14 protein-coding genes and 2 pseudogenes are annotated in these 19,986 nt (G+C 32.0%); 15 read left to right on the plus strand and 1 reads right to left on the minus strand.

Annotated elements, in window-relative coordinates:
* The first annotated feature begins 145 nt into the window (after positions 1-145).
* The 11 genes and pseudogenes from ABID96_RS10445 to ABID96_RS10495 all read left to right on the plus strand — a co-directional run.
* On the plus strand, positions 146-1,135 hold the full coding sequence (locus tag ABID96_RS10445; RefSeq protein WP_192601961.1) for a LacI family DNA-binding transcriptional regulator: 990 nt from the start codon (positions 146-148) through the stop codon (positions 1,133-1,135).
* Between the two features lie 112 nt (positions 1,136-1,247).
* Positions 1,248-2,219, plus strand: a complete 972-nt coding sequence (locus tag ABID96_RS10450; protein WP_377896845.1) for a substrate-binding domain-containing protein — start codon at positions 1,248-1,250, stop codon at positions 2,217-2,219.
* A 76-nt stretch (positions 2,220-2,295) separates the two neighbouring features.
* Complete coding sequence (locus ABID96_RS10455) at positions 2,296-3,810, plus strand: sugar ABC transporter ATP-binding protein (RefSeq protein ID WP_192601963.1); 1,515 nt, start codon at positions 2,296-2,298, stop codon at positions 3,808-3,810.
* Positions 3,803-4,777 (plus strand): ABC transporter permease, encoded by a 975-nt coding sequence (locus tag ABID96_RS10460; RefSeq protein WP_192601964.1) that lies wholly within the window; start codon positions 3,803-3,805, stop codon positions 4,775-4,777. Before ABID96_RS10455 ends, ABID96_RS10460 begins: the two co-directional genes overlap by 8 nt.
* Before the next feature lie 15 nt (positions 4,778-4,792).
* The gene (locus ABID96_RS10465; protein WP_192601965.1) at positions 4,793-5,821 is read left to right on the plus strand and encodes a Gfo/Idh/MocA family protein; all 1,029 of its coding nucleotides are present in this window, start codon (positions 4,793-4,795) and stop codon (positions 5,819-5,821) included.
* Positions 5,822-5,988: 167 nt separating this feature from the next.
* Positions 5,989-6,507 (plus strand): hypothetical protein, encoded by a 519-nt coding sequence (locus ABID96_RS10470; RefSeq protein WP_192601966.1) that lies wholly within the window; start codon positions 5,989-5,991, stop codon positions 6,505-6,507.
* A 271-nt stretch (positions 6,508-6,778) separates the two neighbouring features.
* A complete protein-coding gene (locus ABID96_RS10475; RefSeq protein WP_192601967.1) occupies positions 6,779-7,504 on the plus strand; it encodes a WxL domain-containing protein in 726 nt (241 codons plus the stop codon).
* 83 nt (positions 7,505-7,587) lie between these two features.
* Positions 7,588-8,619, plus strand: coding sequence for a WxLIP family cell surface protein (locus ABID96_RS10480; protein WP_192601968.1), 1,032 nt, complete (start codon positions 7,588-7,590; stop codon positions 8,617-8,619).
* Between the two features lie 70 nt (positions 8,620-8,689).
* Positions 8,690-10,384 (plus strand): leucine-rich repeat domain-containing protein, encoded by a 1,695-nt coding sequence (locus ABID96_RS10485; protein ID WP_192601969.1) that lies wholly within the window; start codon positions 8,690-8,692, stop codon positions 10,382-10,384.
* 523 nt (positions 10,385-10,907) lie between these two features.
* A pseudogene (locus ABID96_RS10490) lies at positions 10,908-11,144 on the plus strand (SH3 domain-containing protein); the annotation flags it as partial.
* Between the two features lie 126 nt (positions 11,145-11,270).
* Positions 11,271-11,657, plus strand: a pseudogene (locus tag ABID96_RS10495) (CAP domain-containing protein); the annotation flags it as partial.
* A gap of 329 nt (positions 11,658-11,986) precedes the next feature.
* Here ABID96_RS10495 and ABID96_RS10500 read toward each other — a convergent pair.
* Positions 11,987-13,465 carry a BglG family transcription antiterminator gene (locus ABID96_RS10500; RefSeq protein ID WP_192601971.1) on the minus strand — a complete coding sequence of 493 codons (1,479 nt, stop codon included), beginning with the start codon at positions 13,463-13,465 and terminating at the stop codon, positions 11,987-11,989.
* Between the two features lie 565 nt (positions 13,466-14,030).
* Between ABID96_RS10500 and ABID96_RS10505 the strand changes: the two genes are divergently transcribed.
* From ABID96_RS10505 to ABID96_RS10520, 4 genes are all read left to right on the plus strand, one after another.
* On the plus strand, positions 14,031-14,492 hold the full coding sequence (locus ABID96_RS10505) for a phage tail protein (protein WP_192601972.1): 462 nt from the start codon (positions 14,031-14,033) through the stop codon (positions 14,490-14,492).
* Positions 14,493-15,092: 600 nt separating this feature from the next.
* Entirely contained in the window at positions 15,093-16,037 is a 945-nt protein-coding gene (locus ABID96_RS10510) for an AAA family ATPase (RefSeq protein WP_192602071.1), read from the plus strand.
* A gap of 182 nt (positions 16,038-16,219) precedes the next feature.
* Positions 16,220-17,251 carry a DUF58 domain-containing protein gene (locus tag ABID96_RS10515; RefSeq protein WP_377896847.1) on the plus strand — a complete coding sequence of 344 codons (1,032 nt, stop codon included), beginning with the start codon at positions 16,220-16,222 and terminating at the stop codon, positions 17,249-17,251.
* On the plus strand, positions 17,248-19,467 hold the full coding sequence (locus ABID96_RS10520; RefSeq protein WP_192601974.1) for a transglutaminase TgpA family protein: 2,220 nt from the start codon (positions 17,248-17,250) through the stop codon (positions 19,465-19,467). The genes ABID96_RS10515 and ABID96_RS10520 overlap by 4 nt, the downstream gene beginning before the upstream one ends.
* Positions 19,468-19,986 lie beyond the last annotated feature (519 nt).

Below are 19,986 nucleotides of genomic sequence, written 5' to 3' on the forward strand. Positions count from 1 at the left end.
ACATATAGAAATTTTTCACGTAAATCAATAGTTTTATTTAGTTTAAAATATTTTATTGACAGATAATTCAGAACATATTAACATGAAAATGTAATCGATTTCAGAAGGTTACTTACAGTGATTTTACAGAAGGTAGGATAAAAAGATGGCAAACATCCAACAGGTTGCTAAACAAGCAGGAGTTTCTGTAGCAACAGTTTCAAGAGTATTAAACGGACAAAATACAGTTTCCTCTAAAACAAGAATTAAAGTAGAAGAAGCCATTCATAAATTAAATTATGAACCAAGTATCTTAGGGAGAAATTTAAGAAACTCCGAAAGTCGAATTATCTTAATTTTAATTCCTACGATCTCTAACCCATTTTATTTGGACATTATCAAAGGGATTGAAAATATTGCAATCAGCCAAAATTATAATATTTTACTTTGTGAGACGGATTCAAATCCTGAGAAAGAGAATATTTATTTTGATCTAGTTAGAAAAAAGATGGCGGATGGAATTATTTCAATGGATCCTGCTGTTAATGTAGACACATTAAAAAAGCTAGCAGAAAATCATGCCATTATTCAATGTAGTGAATATGGAGAGGACAGTGGTATTCCTTATGTAACGATTGATAATGAGGAAGCTTCTTATCGAGCAGTGAAACATTTAATTAAAATTGGTCACTCAAAAATTGCCCTCATGAACTCTGATGAAAAATATTTATATGCAAGACAACGAAAAAAAGGCTATCAAAAAGCATTAGAAGAGCACGGGATTTCCGTAAATGCTGAATATATCATTCACACTCAGCATTTAGGATTCGAGTACGGCCAGCAAGCAATGAAAAAAATATTAAACATAGAAGATCGACCGACTGCCGTATTTGCAGTATCTGACCTTTTAGCAATTGGTGCATTAAAAGAAATCAATAGCAATGGGCTACATGTTCCAAATGATATTGCAGTAGTTGGTTTTGATAAAATTGATTTTTCAAATATGACAAACCCTACTCTTACAACGATTGCACAACCAATGCATAAGATGGGAACGATTGCAGCGAAAATGTTAATTGATCAGATTAAAGGTGAAAAGGTTGAAAGTATCATTTTGGATCATGAATTAGTAATTCGTGAGTCTACTTCGGGTTAAATCGATGTAAGGTCAGCGCTCTGTTATTAAAAGAGGTTAATAGTAGAGCGCTGACCTTAAATGTAATCGATTACATAAAAGGGGAGTTTATTAAACAAATACTAAGGGGTGAATGGTTTTGAGAAAATTACTAGTGGCTGGAATGTCTTTAGTAACAGTATTTGGATTGGTAGCTTGTAATGATAAAGGCAGTAGTGTTGGTGGAAAAGAAGATGATAAGTTGAAAATCGGTATTTCTTTACCATCTGCAACACATGGTTGGATGGGTGCATTAATTGATAGTGCTGAAAAACAAGCAAAGGAACTAAAAGAAAGTGATGGTATTGAGTATGTAATGACCAATGCAACAGATCCAAACAAACAAGCAAACGATGTAGATGATTTAATAGCACAAGATGTAGATGTTATTGTCATGCTTCCAATTGAGTCTGCTGCACTTACTCCAGTTGGTCAAAAAATAAAAGATGCAGGTATTCCTTTAGTCATAGTAGATCGCGAGTTAGAAAATGATGCCGCTACAGTTGTTGTAAAAGGAGACAATGAAGGGATTGGCGTTAACGCCGGTAAATACTTTGTAGAAAAATTAAATGGCAAAGGGAAAGTAGTTGAAATTACAGGACCACCAAGTTCAGTTACAGAGCAACGAGGTTCTGGTTTTAAAGAAGCAATGGAAGCTGCTGGTGGTATTGACGTAATTGCTTCACAAAGTGGCGATTTTTCTACTGAAAAATCATTAGAGGTTATGCAAAATATTTTACAAGCGCACCCACATATTGATGCGGTTTTCACACAGGACGATGGCATGGCACTAGGTGTACTTCAAGCAATAAAAGAAGCAGGGCGTAAAGATATCAAATTCATCACAGGTGCCGGTGGTGGTAAGGCTGTATTTGATAACATGAAGGAAGACGGTTTAATTACGGCAACATTCTTATATTCGCCAACGATGGTCGCTGATGCAGTAAAAATTGCAGCAGATATCGCACAAGGTAATGAACCAGAAGAAAATATGATTGTAAAAGAAGCGACGCAAGTTACTAAAGATAATGTTGAAGAGTATTATAACCCAGATTCAAAATTCTAAATAACAAATAGGAAATACAATAATTGTCGATACAGATATTGTATTTCCTATTTTCCTATAAAGGAGGGATCAAGCCTTGTCTACGAATCCTTTAATGACAATGAACAATATTGAAAAATCATTTAACGGTAACCAGGTATTAAAAAATGTTTCATTTCAAGTTGAGAAAGGTGAGATTCATGCATTATTAGGAGAAAATGGAGCGGGAAAATCAACATTAATGAATATTCTTGGTGGCGTTCATCAACCTGATCATGGATCAATTCAGATCAATGGCATTGATAGTAAAATGCTGAATCCAAGAGTATCTCAGGAACATGGAATTAGCTTTATACACCAAGAATTAAATGTAGTCTCTGATCTAAGAGTCTATGAAAATATGTTTTTAGGTTCTGAACTTCGCAACAAAATAGGTTTTTTAAAAGTAGATGAAATGTGTAGCAAAACTAGTGAGATATTAGCAAAACTAGGCGTTGACATCAATCCTAAAGAATATGTTAGAAACCTTGATACCTCTTATAAACAATTGATAGAAATATCAAAAGCACTATTACATAAATCCACTCTTATTATAATGGATGAACCTACAGCATCCTTAGCAGAGCATGAAGTAAATCGATTATTTGCATTAATGAAAAACCTAAAGAATTCTGGTGTTTCTATCATTTATATTTCTCATAAGCTTAAAGAAATAAAAGAAATCTGCGACCGTTATACTGTATTACGTGATGGAGAAGTTGTTGGGACTGGACGTATTGAAAATGAAAACTTAGATTCAATCACAAAACTTATGGTAGGAAAATCTATTTCAGAAGATCGAATCGTTCAAAAAGGGACATTTGGTCCTGTATTATTAGAAGTTAAAAACTTAACCAGTCAAAGATTATTTAAAGATATCACTTTTTCAGTTCGAAAGGGCGAAATTGTAGGTTTTACTGGTTTAGCTGGTGATGGTAGAACTGAACTTTTTGAAAGCCTATTTGGTTATCGAAAAAAATACACTGGTGAGATCCGAATCAATAACCAGTTGGTAAAAATAGATCATCCACGTAAAGCATTAGAAGCTGGTATGGGACTTGTTCCAAAAGATCGTAAAGAAAATGCAATCATAAAAGACTTAAGTGTGATTCATAATATGAGTCTTTCTTCTATAGGGCATTTTGAAAATGTAGGGTTCATCCAAGAAAAGCTTGAAAAAGAGAAATTCGAATTTTATAAAAATCAATTAAACATCAAAGTACACAACCCACGAATTACAATTGACAAGTTAAGTGGTGGGAATCAACAAAAAGTGATTATTGCTAAATGGCTTGAAGTAAATACAGATATTATCATTTTTGATAACCCAACTCAAGGGATTGATGTAGGAGCTAAACAAGAGATTTATCATCATATCGTTTCACTAGCTGAACAAGGTAAAGCTGTTGTCATTCTTTCATCAGAAGCCCCAGAGGTATTAAAAATTTGTCATAACATTAATGTTATGTATCAAGGAGAAATAACTGCTAGATTCAATGGAGAAGAAGCTACTGAAGATGAAATTATGAGTTATGCAACCGGCTCGAAAAGGGAGGTCGAAAATATTGGCTAATGTCGTGTTAAATGAAAATAATCCTCAAACTTCAAATGCAAAAAATCGCCTCTCTTGGCTTTGGTCAGAGTATAGCGTCATCATTGCTTTTTTAATTATTTTTATCGCAGCCTCAATTATGAATCCTAGATTTATTGATATGAATAACCAACTCAATATTTTAATGCAAGTTTCAATCATAGGAATTGTTGCATTAGGAATGACGATTGTCATGCTTTCAGGTGGAATCGACTTATCTGTTGGCTCAGTACTAGTATTAGTCGGTGTTTGTACGGTGTTAGCTTTAAATGCAACTGGTAGCATATTAATAGCAATCGTAACTGCACTTTTAGTAGGTTCATTCGCTGGATTTTTAAATGGATTAATGGTTTCAAAAGGAAGAATTGCCTCATTCATTGCTACATTAGGGATGATGGCGGCAGCTCGTTCAATCGCCTTGTATATAACTGAGGGCGGTAGTATTTCTGGAAAAGTAACTGGATTTACTGCAATCGCAAATAATAATTTAGGTATGATTGATTACCCGATTATCATTTTCTTCTTTATGACCGCACTTGTTTATATATTAATGCAAAAGACTCGATTTGGAAGATATGTGTATGCAATCGGAAGTAACGAAAAAGCTGCACTTCTGTCTGCTATTAGAGTCAATCGTGTTAAAATTGGCGTTTATAGTTTGGCAGGCTTATTAGTCAGTGTAGCTGCAATCATTGAAGCATCTAGATTAAATTCTGTTTCTTCTTCAAGTACAGGGGTTCAATATGAATTAGATGCAATCACTGCAGTTATTATTGGTGGTACAAGAATGACTGGTGGCCGAGGTAAGATTATTGGTACATTTTTTGGTGTTTTAATTTTAGGTATCTTAAATAATATGATGAATTTAATGAACGTCTCTCCACATCTTCAAGGATTTGTAAAAGGATTAATCATCATCATTGCAGTTGTATTCCAAAAGAAAGAGTAGGAGGCGTAGCTAAATATGAAAGTAGGTATTATCGGATGTGGTTCAATTGCTAAATTTCGTCATGCCCCAGAATATAAAGCCAATAAATTTGTGAAAGAAATCTTATTTTACGACCGAAATATCGAAAGAGCAGAGAATTTAGCGCGCAAGTTTGATGGACGAACAACTCAATCTATAGAAGAATTATTAGCGGATCCTTCTATCGATATGATCAGTGATTGTTCCTCCAATGAACAGCATCATTTAATTACTACAAAAGCTCTACTAAGTGGAAAGCATGTTTTATGTGAAAAGCCGATATCACTTACAATTGAACATGCTAAAGAAATAGTAGACGCCCAAAAGTTATCTGGGAAAAAATTGATGGTAGATCATAATCAACGCTTTACACGTGCACATCAAAAAGCAAAAGAAATCATCCTGTCGAATGAATTGGGAAAAGTTCTAACCTTTAGAACGACATTTGGACACGCAGGACCAGAACATTGGGGTGTAAATAAATCAAATTCTACATGGTTCTTTAAAAAAGAGCGTTCAGGTCTTGGGGTTGCTGGAGATTTAGGAATTCATAAAGTTGATTTAATACATTACTTACTAGATGATGAAATAGCATCTGTAAGTGCATTTCAAGGGGCACTAGATAAGGTGAATGAAAACGGAGAACCAATCGAGGTTTGCGATAATATTGTTTGCAGTTTAAAAACAAAAAAAGGACGTTTAGGTACCGCATCATTCTCGTGGACTTATTATGGAGAAGAAGACAATAGTACAATTATCTACTGCGAAAAAGGGATCATTAAAATATACCATAGTAATGAATATCAAATTGAGGTCATTACAAAAGATGGCGAGAAGGTGTTTTATCAACTAGAAAATATACAAACAAATGATAACCAAACAACAAGTGGTGTAATTGATGCTTTTATTAAATGTATACAGCTTGATGAGGACCCACTTGTGACAGGTGAAGATGCGCTTTCTTCACTTAAAGTAATTTTAGGTATTATTGAAGCCGCCGAATCAAATAGTGTAGTTACAATATAACAAAAGTGTCATTACGTGAACGGACAGATAGATATGAAAATAAACTCATCCAGTTTAATGGTTGAGTTTATTTTTTGTATGGAATACAATCTTTATTCAAATTCTAATAAGGGTAATATTTTGACTATCGAATTACATTTACTACTTTGAACCTTGGAGGCTAGAAAATGGAATACTATAATGTTTTTGGCAATAAAAAAGAGCTAGAAGTAAATGAAGGTGAGCGTGTAGAAATTATTCTGAGAAGTGATCAATATTGCATTAATGATGAAGAACCACTTTATCATTCTGGAATCCTCAATGAAATCGTCTATGGTAAAGATGCAAAAGGTGGTTCAGAACCAGTAGGAATACAGGTTACATTTGATAAAGATACTGTCTACAATGACGGAGAAAAAGAATTTATTTCTTTTGATGCAATTGAAGAAGTCTTTAGTAAAAAGTATGAAATCGTAGGATATGCAATGTTAAACGAGGGACTTAGCTTAAGTGTAAAAGGAAAGAGTGTAGGTAAAGTCATTAATTTTGACTATATTAATGGAAATTTAATTCCCGTATCAACTCAAGAAGACAATGGTTCAGTAAAAAATACAATTTCAGAGGAAGATACTGAATTAATCCGAGACATCATGCGTTATGGAACACCTCAAAAGTTTTCTCATTATGTACTTACTAAGTCTAGATGATAAATAGAAAAGGGACCGTCCAGATAGGACGGTTCTTTTTTGTTCCAAACTTAAAACCATAGTATCCAGTTTTTAAAAATCCTAACTCCTAGCATTTAACTTCATTATCATATTCTACAAAAAAATAACTTATATTTTGTGAACAATTAATGTCAACAATATTTTTCTTTTTACCTAAGACAACGGTAAATGAAGTAATATCTAATATATGTTTTGTCACGTTATAATCAGTTTTGTGCTATCACAATAAATCTTTAAAGGAGTATTAATTATGAAAATTTCGAGACTTACTTTCATCACTGTGTTTGTATTTTCAAGTTTGGTAGGAGTAAATCACTCTTATGCCGCAGGAGAAGAATCATCAGGTAGTTCAAGGGCTGCCATTACATTTACTTCCGGATCAGGACCAGTAGAACCAAGTAACCCAACGAATCCAACCAATCCACTATTCCCAGGAGGTCCAACTGATCCAACTGACGTACCAACTGGTAATACGGGTCCTTTAACTTTAGACTATGTTTCATCAGTAGAGTTTGGTTCGCATGAAATCTCAAATAAAACTGTAGAATATTCATCTACATCAAAAAAACCATTTATTCAAGTATCTGATCGAAGAGGAACAGGTGCAGGATGGTCAGTTATTGCAATAGCTAGTAAGTTTTCAAATGGAACAACTGATTCTTTACCAGGAGCTGTTTTATCATTTAAAAATGCTACAGTCAATTCAATCGGAACAGGCATTTCACCGATAGCAGTACAAACAGTTGCCTTAAGTACTGATGGAAATACTGCATCACCAGTTGTATCATCATCTACAGGTACTGGATTAGGAACTTGGTTAACGAGTTGGCTTGGTGCAAATCCAGATGTAAATGATGGAGAACTAAATAATAATGTAACACTAACAATTCCTGCGGGTTCTGCAACCGTTGGAAATCATGAAGCTACTATTACATGGACTTTAACAGATGCACCTGGAGTGTATAGAGAAAAGTAATCTTATTTATTAATAAAAATCCAATGAAGAGGGCCTATAAAAAGACCCTCTATTTTTTTACTAAATATAAAAGGGGTAGAAATATGAACATGAAACGTGAATTCGTACTATTCTTATTATCAGCTGTTATGTTCGTTTCTTTATGTATTCCTTCATCAGTACAAGCTTCGCCAAATATAGTCGATTTCTCAGTTCAAGCGAAGATACCAGAAAATCAAATTGATAAGACGAAATCTTATTTTGATTTAAAAATGGATCCAGGACAACTTCAAGTTGTAGAGATTGAAGTTTTTAATAACAACAGTACAAAAATTGAAACATTTATTGCAGATGTCACTTTTGCAACAACAAATGATAATGGTCTAATTGATTATTCTCCTAAAAGCGTTAAAAAAGTAGATCAAAGTTTAAAATTTCCAATTGTAGACCTTGTAAATGAACCTCATAAAGAAATTGTCATTCCTCCAGGTAAATCAAAAACTATTACATTCACTTTTAAAATGCCTAATCAGAAATTTAATGGAGTACTTTTAGGATCAATCCATTTTAAAAAGAAGATAGATAAAATAGAAACTAAAAAAACATCAGAATCGATTCAAATTAGTAATCAATATGCTTATGTTATTGGTGTCAAATTGACTGAAACAATAAAAAAAGTAAATCCAGAGTTGCACCTTCTAAGAATCAAGCCCAAATTAGTCAATTATCATACTGCAATTACAGCCAATATCCAAAATAGTGAACCAACTATAGTTCAAGGCATGAAAATCGAAGCAAAAATTTTTAAAGATGGTTCAAATGAAATTTTATATAGTTCGAATAAAACAGGATTAAGTATGGCGCCAAATTCAAATTTTGATTATGCAATTGATTTAAAAAATAATCAAATTCAACCTGGAATATATCGTTTAAAAATGAAAGCAATCATTGGAGACCAAATTTGGGTATGGGATGAAGTATTTAAAATTGGAAACGAAGCAAAAGAATTAAATAATAAAGCAGTTGAAATAAAGCAAAATTATTTCTGGTTGTATTTTAGTGTCGGAATCTTTTTAACTTTAGTATTGAGTATCCTTTTTTTCTTTATTGCAAAAAAAGGGAGAAGGAAAGAATAGATCCTTAAAAATCATCGTTCTTATTTAAAAGGCTTAACTTAATTTTTCAGTATTTAGGAGAAGCGTTAAAATGATATTAAAAAAAATAAAAAATCTAAAGCCAAGAAATTTAACTTTCAAGTTATTCATCACAATCATTCTAATCACTTCGAATCATTTAATACCCTTACATTCATTAGCCGAAACAAACCTAAAGGAAGTGAATAATAAACTAGTTCTAACGCTACCCCCTTTAAAAGGGGAAGAATTAATAAGAGATGCATATTTTGTCGATACAACAAATGGTAATAGAACATTTACGAATGTAACTTATTCAAATTCACTCTTATCAGCAGCATTTGCTGGACAATCAATGTTAAAACCAAATAGTGGTTATGCATATTTACCTATAATAGGCCCTTATTCTTTTGTAACTGTAGAAAATGGAAGAGATTATTTGTTTAATTTCTGGGATGCTATCACCGGATCAGCTAATAGTGCTGTAGATGCAGCAACTACTATTTCAACAGTTATAGGTGAAACTTATCAAGTTACATTTCCATATAAACATACCATTCTAAATGAAAGAGGTGGAGAAACACAGGATATTGAATGGGGAATATATGCCTCTAATCAAGTAATCCTAGTGAATAGTAAAAAGGCTATTGCAAGCTCTGAAACAGGCAATATAACTTTTCAATTCAAAGCTACTACATCAACAACTTATGTAACGATGGGATTCAAATCAACAAGTTCATTTACTAGTAATGGTGATATACGTACTCTTGAAATTAGAGGAGCAAGTGTTAAGTCAATAAAAAAAACGATTCAAGAAATTTTTCCTGATCCAAATTTATCACTTGTTATTGCCAATTATTTAGGTTTACAAGTAACCAGTAAGGTAAGTGAGGAACAATTAGCATCGATTATCAATTTAGATCATGCTAGTGGTAAGAACATTGTAAATTTAAGTGGTGTGGAATATTTGTCCAACCTAAAAAGTGCAAATTTATCGCAAAATCAAATCAGCGATGTAAGTCCATTATCAGGATTAATCAATCTAAAGAATGTAAATCTGGCAAGTAATAAAATTAATGATGCTAGTCCATTAGTTCATTTATTGAATTTAACTTTATGTAATCTATCTGACCAAAAAATAGTGTTAAGTCAAGGGACGATCAGAATACCTACCACTTATTACTTAAAAAATCCTGATGGTAGCACACCTGGTTTAAACTGGAGCTATGGAACTGGAAGGTTTGAAAATAACCAAATTACTTGGAGTTCTCCAGGAGATAATAAACTAACATGGAATACAATAGTAACAATCGGACAAGCAATTACAACTTTCTCCGGACAAATATCGCAATATACAAAAGGCTTTCTAGCGTTTCAAACCGTACCTGAAACAATTAGTTTTCAGACATCAACAATTACCTCAAACGAAACCTTAATTCAAAGGAATGAGTCTATTTGGAATATGAAAGTTTCATCGGACCTACCTGGTAGTAAATGGATTCTAACCGCTTCAATAGAAAAACCTTTAACTAAAGTTGATGATCCGACAAAAGTGTTAACAAATGCAATTGTGTACGTTGATCAAAATGGGACGGTTCCTTTAAGCCGGTCACCATTAAAAGTATTTGAACACGTTACGGATACAAACCCAGTTACTTCTGTAAAGTGGGATGCAGATAAAGGGATTTTATTGAAACCTGATATGAATGAAGTAATGATTGGAACCTATACTACAGATATTAATTGGACTTTAATTGATGCTCCATAAGTCTTTTTAAAACTCCTTTAGCCTAAGGCAGGGGAGTTTTTTCGATCATAACAATATTCAGTAAAGGGTAGGGTATTTCTATAATTTTTGAGCATGAACTAAAACGACTAATTTGAACGATTTAATTCTAATTAATTTGTGAATCTTTTTTTAGCGATATTAAGCAACTTTACGCATTTACTTTTTATTCTATTAATTGAATTATCGTAGAATATGATTCAAATTTTCATTGCAAATGTGCACATTGTTTAAAAATAATTGTTATTCCACCATGGCTTTCTTAATAAATATCTACATTCATTTTGTTTAATATGATTTCTTTATTAATGTGATTTATTTCACAAGCAATACATTTACCGTTTGCAAAGGTGAAAAGTGCTAGTGTAGAGATTCTGATATCATGCTAAATTAGTAAGTGTTAAGGGGACACACAAACAAATAATGTGTTAAACCAAGAACAAAACAAAAGTAAATTAATTAAATTAATGGGGGAATATATAAATGAAAAAATTAATGACTTTATCTGTTTTGGTTAGGAACTAACGTAGGGGCAGTTGATGCAGCATCAAAAACTAAAAGTAATTACACATATGTAAACTATAAAGGAAAGGTAACTGCAAAAACTTTAAATGTTCGTTCAGGGTTCGGTTCAAAATATAAAGTTGTTGGCACCTTATCAAAAGGCAAAACAGTAAAGGTGACACGTAAATCAACTCAGTGGGTATATATTACTTCCGGTAAAACAAAAGGTTGGGCTATGGTTAAGTATATAAAAAAATCGTCTACTTCAAAACCAACAACTAAACCTACTACTCAAACATTGCCAACAACTAAACCAACAACACAAACAGTTCCAACTAATAAACAATCAAGTTCAAATACAAACTCATCTTCATTATCAGCATTTGAAACGAAAGTTGTTGAGCTAACAAATGTTGAACGTTCAAAAGCAGGCTTAAAACCATTTAAAATAAATAATGAATTATCAAAAGTATCTTGTATCAAATCACAAGATATGACAGATAAAAATTATTTTGATCATAACAGTCCAACTTATGGTTCTCCATTCGATATGATGAAAAAATTTGGTATTTCATACAAAACTGCGGCAGAGAACATCGCTAAGGGTCAGAAAACACCTGAAGAAGTCGTAAAAGCATGGATGAATAGTTCAGGTCATCGAGCAAATATTTTAAACAGTAATTTAGATCAAATTGGAGTTGGATTTGATTCGCGTTCAAATGCATGGACACAAATGTTTATTTCTCAATAAAAACAAGGTAAAAGGAAAACGAGTATATAATAAGGAGAGTTACAATGAATGGATAACTTTAATTATATCTGTGATGAATTCAATTTTATAGAATTTGATGATGATCAGATTCAAGAAGAGGTAAAAATTGATAAATAAACTTGAAAGGTAAAATAAACAATTCTGTGTCACATATAAAAAATTATACATGGAAGCCACTTCGATAACGCGCGGCTTTTAGAGGAAGGATATCTGATAAGACGGAGTTACTTTTTAAAAGAATATGTATAGCTAAGCAGGCAAAAGAACATAAGCTAGCGAGAGTTATTCTAAAGGCACATTATATGTGCCTATTTTTTTTTATGATCGGTACTCGAATGAAATAAAATAGAAATTTGGTTTATATCCCGTTGTGTGAGAGTTGGATCAATAATAATAACTGGATGGGTTGTATTAATATCTAATTGAAAGTCTGCAATGATAAATTCAATAGGAAGTTTATCTAAGTTTTGTGGCTCAAAATCACCTTGTTTAGGCTGAAGAATATTCATTTTATGACCGAATTCCTTTATCAGTTTTGTGGAAATATATCGATAAACTGCCGGACCATTACTTGTTAGTAATAATATATTTTGTTTCACCATATCATATTTAATTTTTGTTGCTTGGATATTCAATGTTACTTTAGCAACACCGTCTTTTGTAAGTTCAGGAAATGACCTTTCATTTGTCCATTCGAACAAAATGTTTCTTACTTGATTAAATAATTCAGGATAATTCTCATTAGTATATCGATCCAATGGATAAGAAGGCTCTATTTTTTCAATCGAGTATAAAACTAGTGAGTATCTTTTAAATTGACTTTGAAATGTATAAAGAAAATCTTCATCATTAAGTAATGGTATTCCTAATTTTTTTTCTAGTCTTTCTACCAGCTGATACATGTCATTATAGTAAGTGGTTTTTTTATTATAAAATAGTGTTAAAAATTCAGATAATTCGGTTTCATCAAAGCTATAATAAGGTAACGTAGTAATAGATAATGTAAATGCAATTCTTTCATTTAATGAAATATTAACATTAAACTCATTTTCTATTTCATTACAAATTACATCTGAGATTTTAAAGAAATGAGAATCAGCAATTCTTTTTCTTGTTTCACTATTTAAGTTTAGATCAATTTCATTTTTGATCCGGTATAACATCGTAGCAAGGAAATATATATATTTGTTTGTCGTCGCAGGATATATAAATAATTTATATTTATCAGTCGTAGTTGTAACAATTTCTTTCAACTTTGAAAATGAGATGTTCTCGAAAGGCCAATTATCTAAGGTGTGGGCAGTGTGATCATTTAATACATCTAACATATCACAGCATAATAATCGTATATCAAATTCTCTTCCGATAATTTGAAGTGGTCCACGCTTCAGTTGCAAATTATAAGAATTAAGTAAAGCTTCAACACGTCCTAGTAACTTATAAATTGCTTGTTCTTGAGCATAAAGAGCTGATGCTAAACCACTTATATTTTTTATTTGTTTAAATTGAATGTACAGTATTGCTCTAAATGTTACTGAATTTCTTACAAATATTGAGCGAATTTCATTAATAGATGCTGAAATAGGTTTTTTTATATAAATGCCTTTACCTTTAATTGTTTCAATTTCCCATCCGTTTGGTAAATCTAAGTTTATTGATTGTATATCATTCCGTATCGTTTTTTCAGTACAAGATAATTGACTTGCCAATTCCTCTGATGTGTACCACTTATCGTTACTACTTAATATATTGATGATTTGTAGTCTTCGCTTAGTTGATTTATCCATTTAACACCCTCACTTTAAATGAGTCCTTAGCTTATAATCTAATTGTATCGTTTTGACAAAGGGTTTTAAAATACAAACTGAGCAATTCTAAATTTCCAAATACAAAAATGATAGGCTAATTTGACAAACCTTATTATTTGATATTTTATACGATCTATACGTACATTGGATTGTTTCGAATAGCAATAACATCAAGGAAAACATAATGTTTTATAACAATAGGATAAGAAGTTTATGAATTAAATAATGCATAAACAAATTTTGTACAAAAGAGTTTTACAAGAGCCTAGAATACAGACAATTATGAAACGTTCTTCATAGGAGTAAGTAATCTTGAACTTTTTTATTGAATCAACTGTGAGAACGGTTCAATTAGAAGGGTTCTTCGATATAAGCCTAGAATGATATAGAAGACATATTCTTAGCGAGAGACAAATTTAATGAACAAGAAAAAATGGTTTCGAACATATATCTGTTATTTGGGATTGTCACTCGAATCTTATTTTGTTAGATTAGAAATGTTATCAATTTATGAAGTTTTAAAAAATTGAATGGAGAGATGTAAATGTCATATATCGTTGATTTTAAAAATGTGTCTACAATTGGTTTAGAGTCATCACCTGTTGTAGAAGCACTTGCTGGCTTACGTGCTCACGAAGCACGATACTTTATGACCAAATACAAACATGAGTTTACGGTTGTACCAGCTAGCGAAAGTCAAGAGACACTTGATTATGTAAACCAAATATTAAAAGAGCGCGATATCGAGTTTGCAGCTAAGCCTTTAGAAACGTCACGTTTTCAAGTGGAAAATATTAAATTTGCTTATGTCTTTTATGAAGACGGTCTTGCGATTAATGTCATGTATACGGTTGATGACCCAAAGAAGCGTGCTGTTGGCTTTAAGCTTTCTGAGGGGATGGAAATACCAAAAGAGCTAGAAGAAAAGTTTAAGTTTGCTAGACAGAAATCTAAACTAGCTGGGACAATTCGTGGATCATATTTTGTCATTAAAGGCGAATATTAAATAAAACCTAAATTAATGGTTATGAAGCGGCGATCAAGTTTTTGATCTCCGCTTTTTTAAATGTTTGGTTATTTGTTGAATATTATTTTAAATATTAAACAAGTAAGTGGGTTAACAAATGATTTTGAAAGGAAAAAACTGATGTACGGTGAACCAAACTATCTGTCATTGAATATTTTTAGTGCCAGGTTACCTATCAATTAATAACCACTAAAAAACATCTTCAGAATGGAATTATTTACCATAAAAGTATTTTTAATTATCGAAATTTTTTCAAAATTATACTATACTTGAGATAATGATTCCAATAGGCAGCATGTTCTTTATATGGAGGATGAAAAGTGTACTTTTAAATTACCTTGTATTGTAAAACTGAAGTTTAGTGATTATTTTGCTTCTAACCACTTACAATTCAATTTGTATTCATTACAATTTTTATTAAATGAGTCTGTCAACGAAGAAGAATTTAAAGTAACTATTTATTATATTTAAATACTCCTTGAACATATCTCTAGTCGGAATCGAACGACGAAATCAAAATTTACTATACTAACAATCTACTAAACTTTAAGGAGGAGTAAAAAAGTGGTCAATGAAAAAATGCATCCTGAAATCAATAATATCATTACAAATATCGAAAAAGTTATGATTGGTAAAAGAAATGTAGTCGAACTAAGTTTGGTAGCCCTTCTTACAGGGGGGCATGTTTTATTGGAAGATGTTCCGGGTGTTGGGAAAACAATGATGGTAAAATCACTTGCCAAATCCGTTAATGCAAATTTCCGTAGAATTCAATTTACCCCAGACTTGTTGCCTTCTGATGTAACGGGGGTTTCTATTTATAATCCAAAAGAGATGGAGTTTCAGTTCCATCCAGGACCATTAATGGGGCATATTATCCTGGCTGATGAAATTAACCGAACATCTCCAAAAACTCAGTCTGCACTATTAGAAGGATTGGAAGAAGCTAGTATAACAATTGATGGGAAAACCTATGAACTACCGAAGCCCTTTTTTGTTATGGCGACACAAAATCCAATTGAATATGAAGGTACATATCCTCTTCCTGAAGCACAGCTAGATCGATTTTTGCTAAAGATTACAATGGGATATCCAACTATAGATGAAGAATTAGAAATATTGAATAGGCACCAAAATATCCCTCCAATTGATCAGTTAAAACCAGTCATCGACATTGATGATTTATTATCACTTCAGAAGGAAATGAAGAATGTTTTTATCGATGAATCCATTAAGCATTATATTGTGAGTATTGTTAATAGTACGAGACTGGACAAAAATGTGTATTTGGGTGCAAGCCCAAGAGGTTCACTCGCACTAATGAAAGCGGGACAAGCTTATGCATTCATGTATGGACGTGATTACGTTTTACCTGATGATATTCAATTTCTTGCACCATTTGTATTGTCCCACAGAATTATTTTAAATTCAGAATCAAAATTTGAAGGAATTACTGCTGAAAGAATTATTAAAAATATTGTTAAAAATATTTCTGTACCTGTTCAAAGGAAAGTGAAATTATAATGAAAATGCAATTACGTGTCCTCAATAAAGCCAGGAAATATCTATTGTTATTTCTAATACCATTACTATTTTTGTATGCCTTGTTTCAAGGAGGATTTGTAAGTTGGTTTTTATTCTATAGTTGCCTACCGGTTATCTTATACTGTGTAGCATTATCATTTTATCCTTTGGAAAATCTGAAAGTGACTAGAGAGCTTCCTAAAAACGTTTTCAAAGTCGGTGATCCGATAAAAGTTATATTAACCGTAAAAAAGTCATTTTTTTTACCAGTATTTTATTTTGTAATTGAAGAAAATTTCTCAAATAATTTACATCCTAATGATCAGCAAGGATTCACAAAGGAGCTAATTTTAACTGGTTTTAAAAAGGAATGTTCCTTTGATTATATAATTCCTAAATTACCTCGAGGAGAGTACTTTATAAATTCCTTATCAATAAAGATTGGTGACCCACTTGGTATTTTTGAATCGAAAATAAAATTCAACAATATTAATAGGTTCGTAGTATTTCCTCAGTATTCGGAGCTTTATTATCGTGCACTTGAGCATCAGAATAATCAAGGCTCGACAATTTCAAGTCATCACTACCAGCGGGATATATCCATGGCTGTTGGAATAAGAGAATATCGCTCTGGAGACCGGTTTTCCTGGATTAATTGGAAAGCTTCTGCGAAACGAAATGAGATGATGACAAAAGAATTTGAAGAATTACAATCAAATGACCTGTTTGTCATAATGGATTGTGCTCAAAATGAACTTTTTGAATCAATTGTCTCGTTTACTGCATCTTTTCTGCATACTGTACTGAAAAAAGGTATTCAAGTTGGACTTTTAACAAATAACAAAAAACGAGATTCCTTTCCAATTAGAGGGGGAGAAGGGCATTTCCAAAAGCTTTTATACCACCTTGCAAAAATAGAGGCAAATAATACTTCACCAATTGAGATGGTTTTAGAAAATGAAATTAGATTCATTCAACAAAATGTATCTTATATCTTAATAACCACCAATTTATCGAAAAATTTGGTCGAAAAAGCTAGTTTTATTAAAAATAGAGAAGGCTCATTTACAATGTTTGTCATTAAGGCACAGTCAATGGTCGTATCAGAAAGTGAAAAATCACTCATATCAATCGCCAATGCACGCGGGGTGAAAACAATCATTGTACGTGAAGGTAATTTTAATGCAGCCTTTACAGGGGGAGATTTACGATGATAAAAAGTAATTTCACCTTATTTTTGTTGTATACATATGGCTGTTTGCTGTTATTGGATTGGGTAAGGCCTATTGAACAATTAACCACTACTTATCATATGAAAATTTTCATGTTTTACATGTTAATCGTTTTTACATTATCTTTTTTTAAAGTAAAAAAAATCCTACAATGGCTTATAAACTTATTTTTAGTTTTAGTCTTTGTTAATCGATTCCATTACGATTTAGGTTTCTTTCAATTTAAATGGATATTCATTTTCATTTCGCATATAGTTGAAAACATGATTTGGCTTGTAACTGGCCAATTAAATGAATTGACTTATGAATTTAAGACATTTTTATTCTTACTTTTTCTTTCTATAATCGCCTATTCTATCAATTTCTTTTTAAATCGCAATTGGTTATTTTACTTATTACTTTTGACTGTTATATATATTTCTATATTAGATTCGTTTACTGCCTACGAAGCCAAATTTGCTATTGTTCGAACTGTTTTACTTGCTTTTACAATTATGGGGCTTTTAACTTTTGACAATCTAATGGCAAAGGGAAGAGTTCATTATTATTCAGAATATGTAAAAAAATGGATGATTCCACTCGTTAGTATAATCACTCTTTTTGTTCTAATTGGAACTTTAGCTCCTAAGCCTTCACCAATCTGGTCTTTCCAAAATTGGTCTTTCCCAGGATCAAAACAGGATGCCAATGGTGTTTCTGGTGGAGGAACAAAGTCGGTTGGTTACGACACCGATGATTCAATACTAGGTGGACCAGTAAAGAGTAATGAAGACCCAGTTTTTCAATATGAATCTAATCAAAGAACATACTGGAAAATGGAGACTAAAGATACCTATACAGGTCGAGGTTGGGTTGATTCTGCATCGACGCAGCGTCCTATGAAAAAAGAAGATTTTGTCAAGTTAAATAGTTATTCTGATGCGATTGAAACAAAAATTGAAACAGCAAAAATCACAATCGATGATAACTACCAATATAACTATATTATGTATCCAGAAGGAATTAATAAAGTAGTAAACATCCTACCATATGAATCCGGTATAAATGTTTTCAAAGTTGATACAACTATTGACAGAATAAGCTATTTCAAAAAAGATAGCATTCCAGTAATTCCAGCCAAGCTTGAAGTAGAATATGAAATACCCAGATATAAATTAGAAGATTTAATTAAAACAGTAAAACTTGATTCAAATTTGATTAATGCTGTCTTTTACCAAAATTATACTCAATTACCAGCAAATTTACCTAAGAGAATAGGTGAGTTGGCGCAGCAAATAACAAAAGAAAAAACAAATTGGTATGACAAAGCGAAAGCAATAGAGAATTACTTTGATAAAGAAGAATACAAATATACTCAAAAGAATGTAGCTTTTCCAGGTCCGAATGTTGATTATGTCGACCAATTTTTATTTGACACAAAAACTGGTTATTGTAATAATTTTTCATCATCGATGGCAGTTATGCTTAGAACACTAGGGATACCGACACGTTGGGTTAAAGGATTCACTGGCGGGAATTTTGCTAACAACAGTAAAGAAGACTCATCAAAACAAATTTACGAAGTGACTGTAAACAATGCTCACTCATGGGTTGAGGTATTTTTACCAAATCAAGGATGGGTGGCATTTGAACCAACTAAAGGCTTTTCGAATGAACCCATTATCAATACCAGCAGCGATAACTCATCAACTACCGAACAGCAAGAATTACCTACAAATGCAATTAAAAATAAACCGAAGCCTGACCTAGAAGTAGCAGGTGAAGAATCAAAAAAAATTGAAAAAACAAATGTCTTTTCTAGTCTTTGGAATAAGATTAAACTCTCAATTAAAAGTGATTGGAAAAAGATGATTCTTTATTTAGGATTAATCATTTCTATTGTAGGTATCATATATTTAAATCGGAGAAAATGGCTCAAATACTATTTCATGTACATTTACCGTTTTAGTAAGAAGGAAAATCGACTAGAATCAGCTTACCTAACATTATTACGTCAATTAGCTCGTTACGGATTAAAGCGTAACGAAAACGAAACACTTAGAACTTATGCAAAATATATCGATTCTCTTTTTACTACAAATGAAATGACCGAATTAACTACGTATTATGAACAATACTTGTATCAACAAGCTAGCCAGGAAGAACATTGGGAGAAATGCTTAAAATTATGGAAGAGTTTGATGAAAAGGACGATTTAAAATTTAAGAAAAGTTTTAAATTCGGGTTAAAGAAATGCTATAGTTAAATCATATAGCGAAAACTTTATATAAAAAAAACAAAAAAAAGCTAACAAATTTGTTAGCTTTTTTTGTTTTTTTTAATACTTTTTCCAAATCTTTATCTCATCTTTATCTCATTAAGATATAATTCTATCCGAGCAGAATTATTTATCAAAAGATAATTACTCGATTATGGAAAGAAGTGAGTACTTGAACATCCGTCAATGATAAAATAACGATGGTTGGGTTGCAGCATTTTTCTTATTACCTAGTTTGATAGTTTTTTCCCTTTTCTATCTGATTCCATTTGTAAAGGGTACGATCTATTCATTTAAAGATGGAGCGGTTGGTGGTTCATTCGTTGGGGGGATTGGTTTCGCTGCATCCATTCTATATATGGCACCAACGTAGTTATTGATTTTTGGATTTTTAAAAAAATATTTAATCAAAGGAATACAGTTATCAGGACCCAAAGATTAATAGATACATCACTAATTA

The sequence above is a fragment of the Gottfriedia sp. OAE603 genome (genome assembly GCF_040543965.1).
GTDB classification, from domain to species: Bacteria; Bacillota; Bacilli; order Bacillales; family Bacillaceae_G; genus Gottfriedia; species Gottfriedia solisilvae.

Coding starts and splice junctions, on each gene's coding strand:
- ABID96_RS10445 (WP_192601961.1), top strand. CDS start 146: ATGGCAAACATCCAACAGGTTGCTAAACAAGCAGGAGTTTCTGTAGCA.
- ABID96_RS10450 (WP_377896845.1), top strand. CDS start 1,248: ATGGTTTTGAGAAAATTACTAGTGGCTGGAATGTCTTTAGTAACAGTA.
- ABID96_RS10465 (WP_192601965.1), top strand. CDS start 4,793: ATGAAAGTAGGTATTATCGGATGTGGTTCAATTGCTAAATTTCGTCAT.
- ABID96_RS10470 (WP_192601966.1), top strand. CDS start 5,989: ATGGAATACTATAATGTTTTTGGCAATAAAAAAGAGCTAGAAGTAAAT.
- ABID96_RS10475 (WP_192601967.1), top strand. CDS start 6,779: ATGAAAATTTCGAGACTTACTTTCATCACTGTGTTTGTATTTTCAAGT.
- ABID96_RS10480 (WP_192601968.1), top strand. CDS start 7,588: ATGAACATGAAACGTGAATTCGTACTATTCTTATTATCAGCTGTTATG.
- ABID96_RS10485 (WP_192601969.1), top strand. CDS start 8,690: ATGATATTAAAAAAAATAAAAAATCTAAAGCCAAGAAATTTAACTTTC.
- ABID96_RS10500 (WP_192601971.1), bottom strand. CDS start 13,465: ATGGATAAATCAACTAAGCGAAGACTACAAATCATCAATATATTAAGT.
- ABID96_RS10505 (WP_192601972.1), top strand. CDS start 14,031: ATGTCATATATCGTTGATTTTAAAAATGTGTCTACAATTGGTTTAGAG.
- ABID96_RS10510 (WP_192602071.1), top strand. CDS start 15,093: ATGCATCCTGAAATCAATAATATCATTACAAATATCGAAAAAGTTATG.
- ABID96_RS10520 (WP_192601974.1), top strand. CDS start 17,248: ATGATAAAAAGTAATTTCACCTTATTTTTGTTGTATACATATGGCTGT.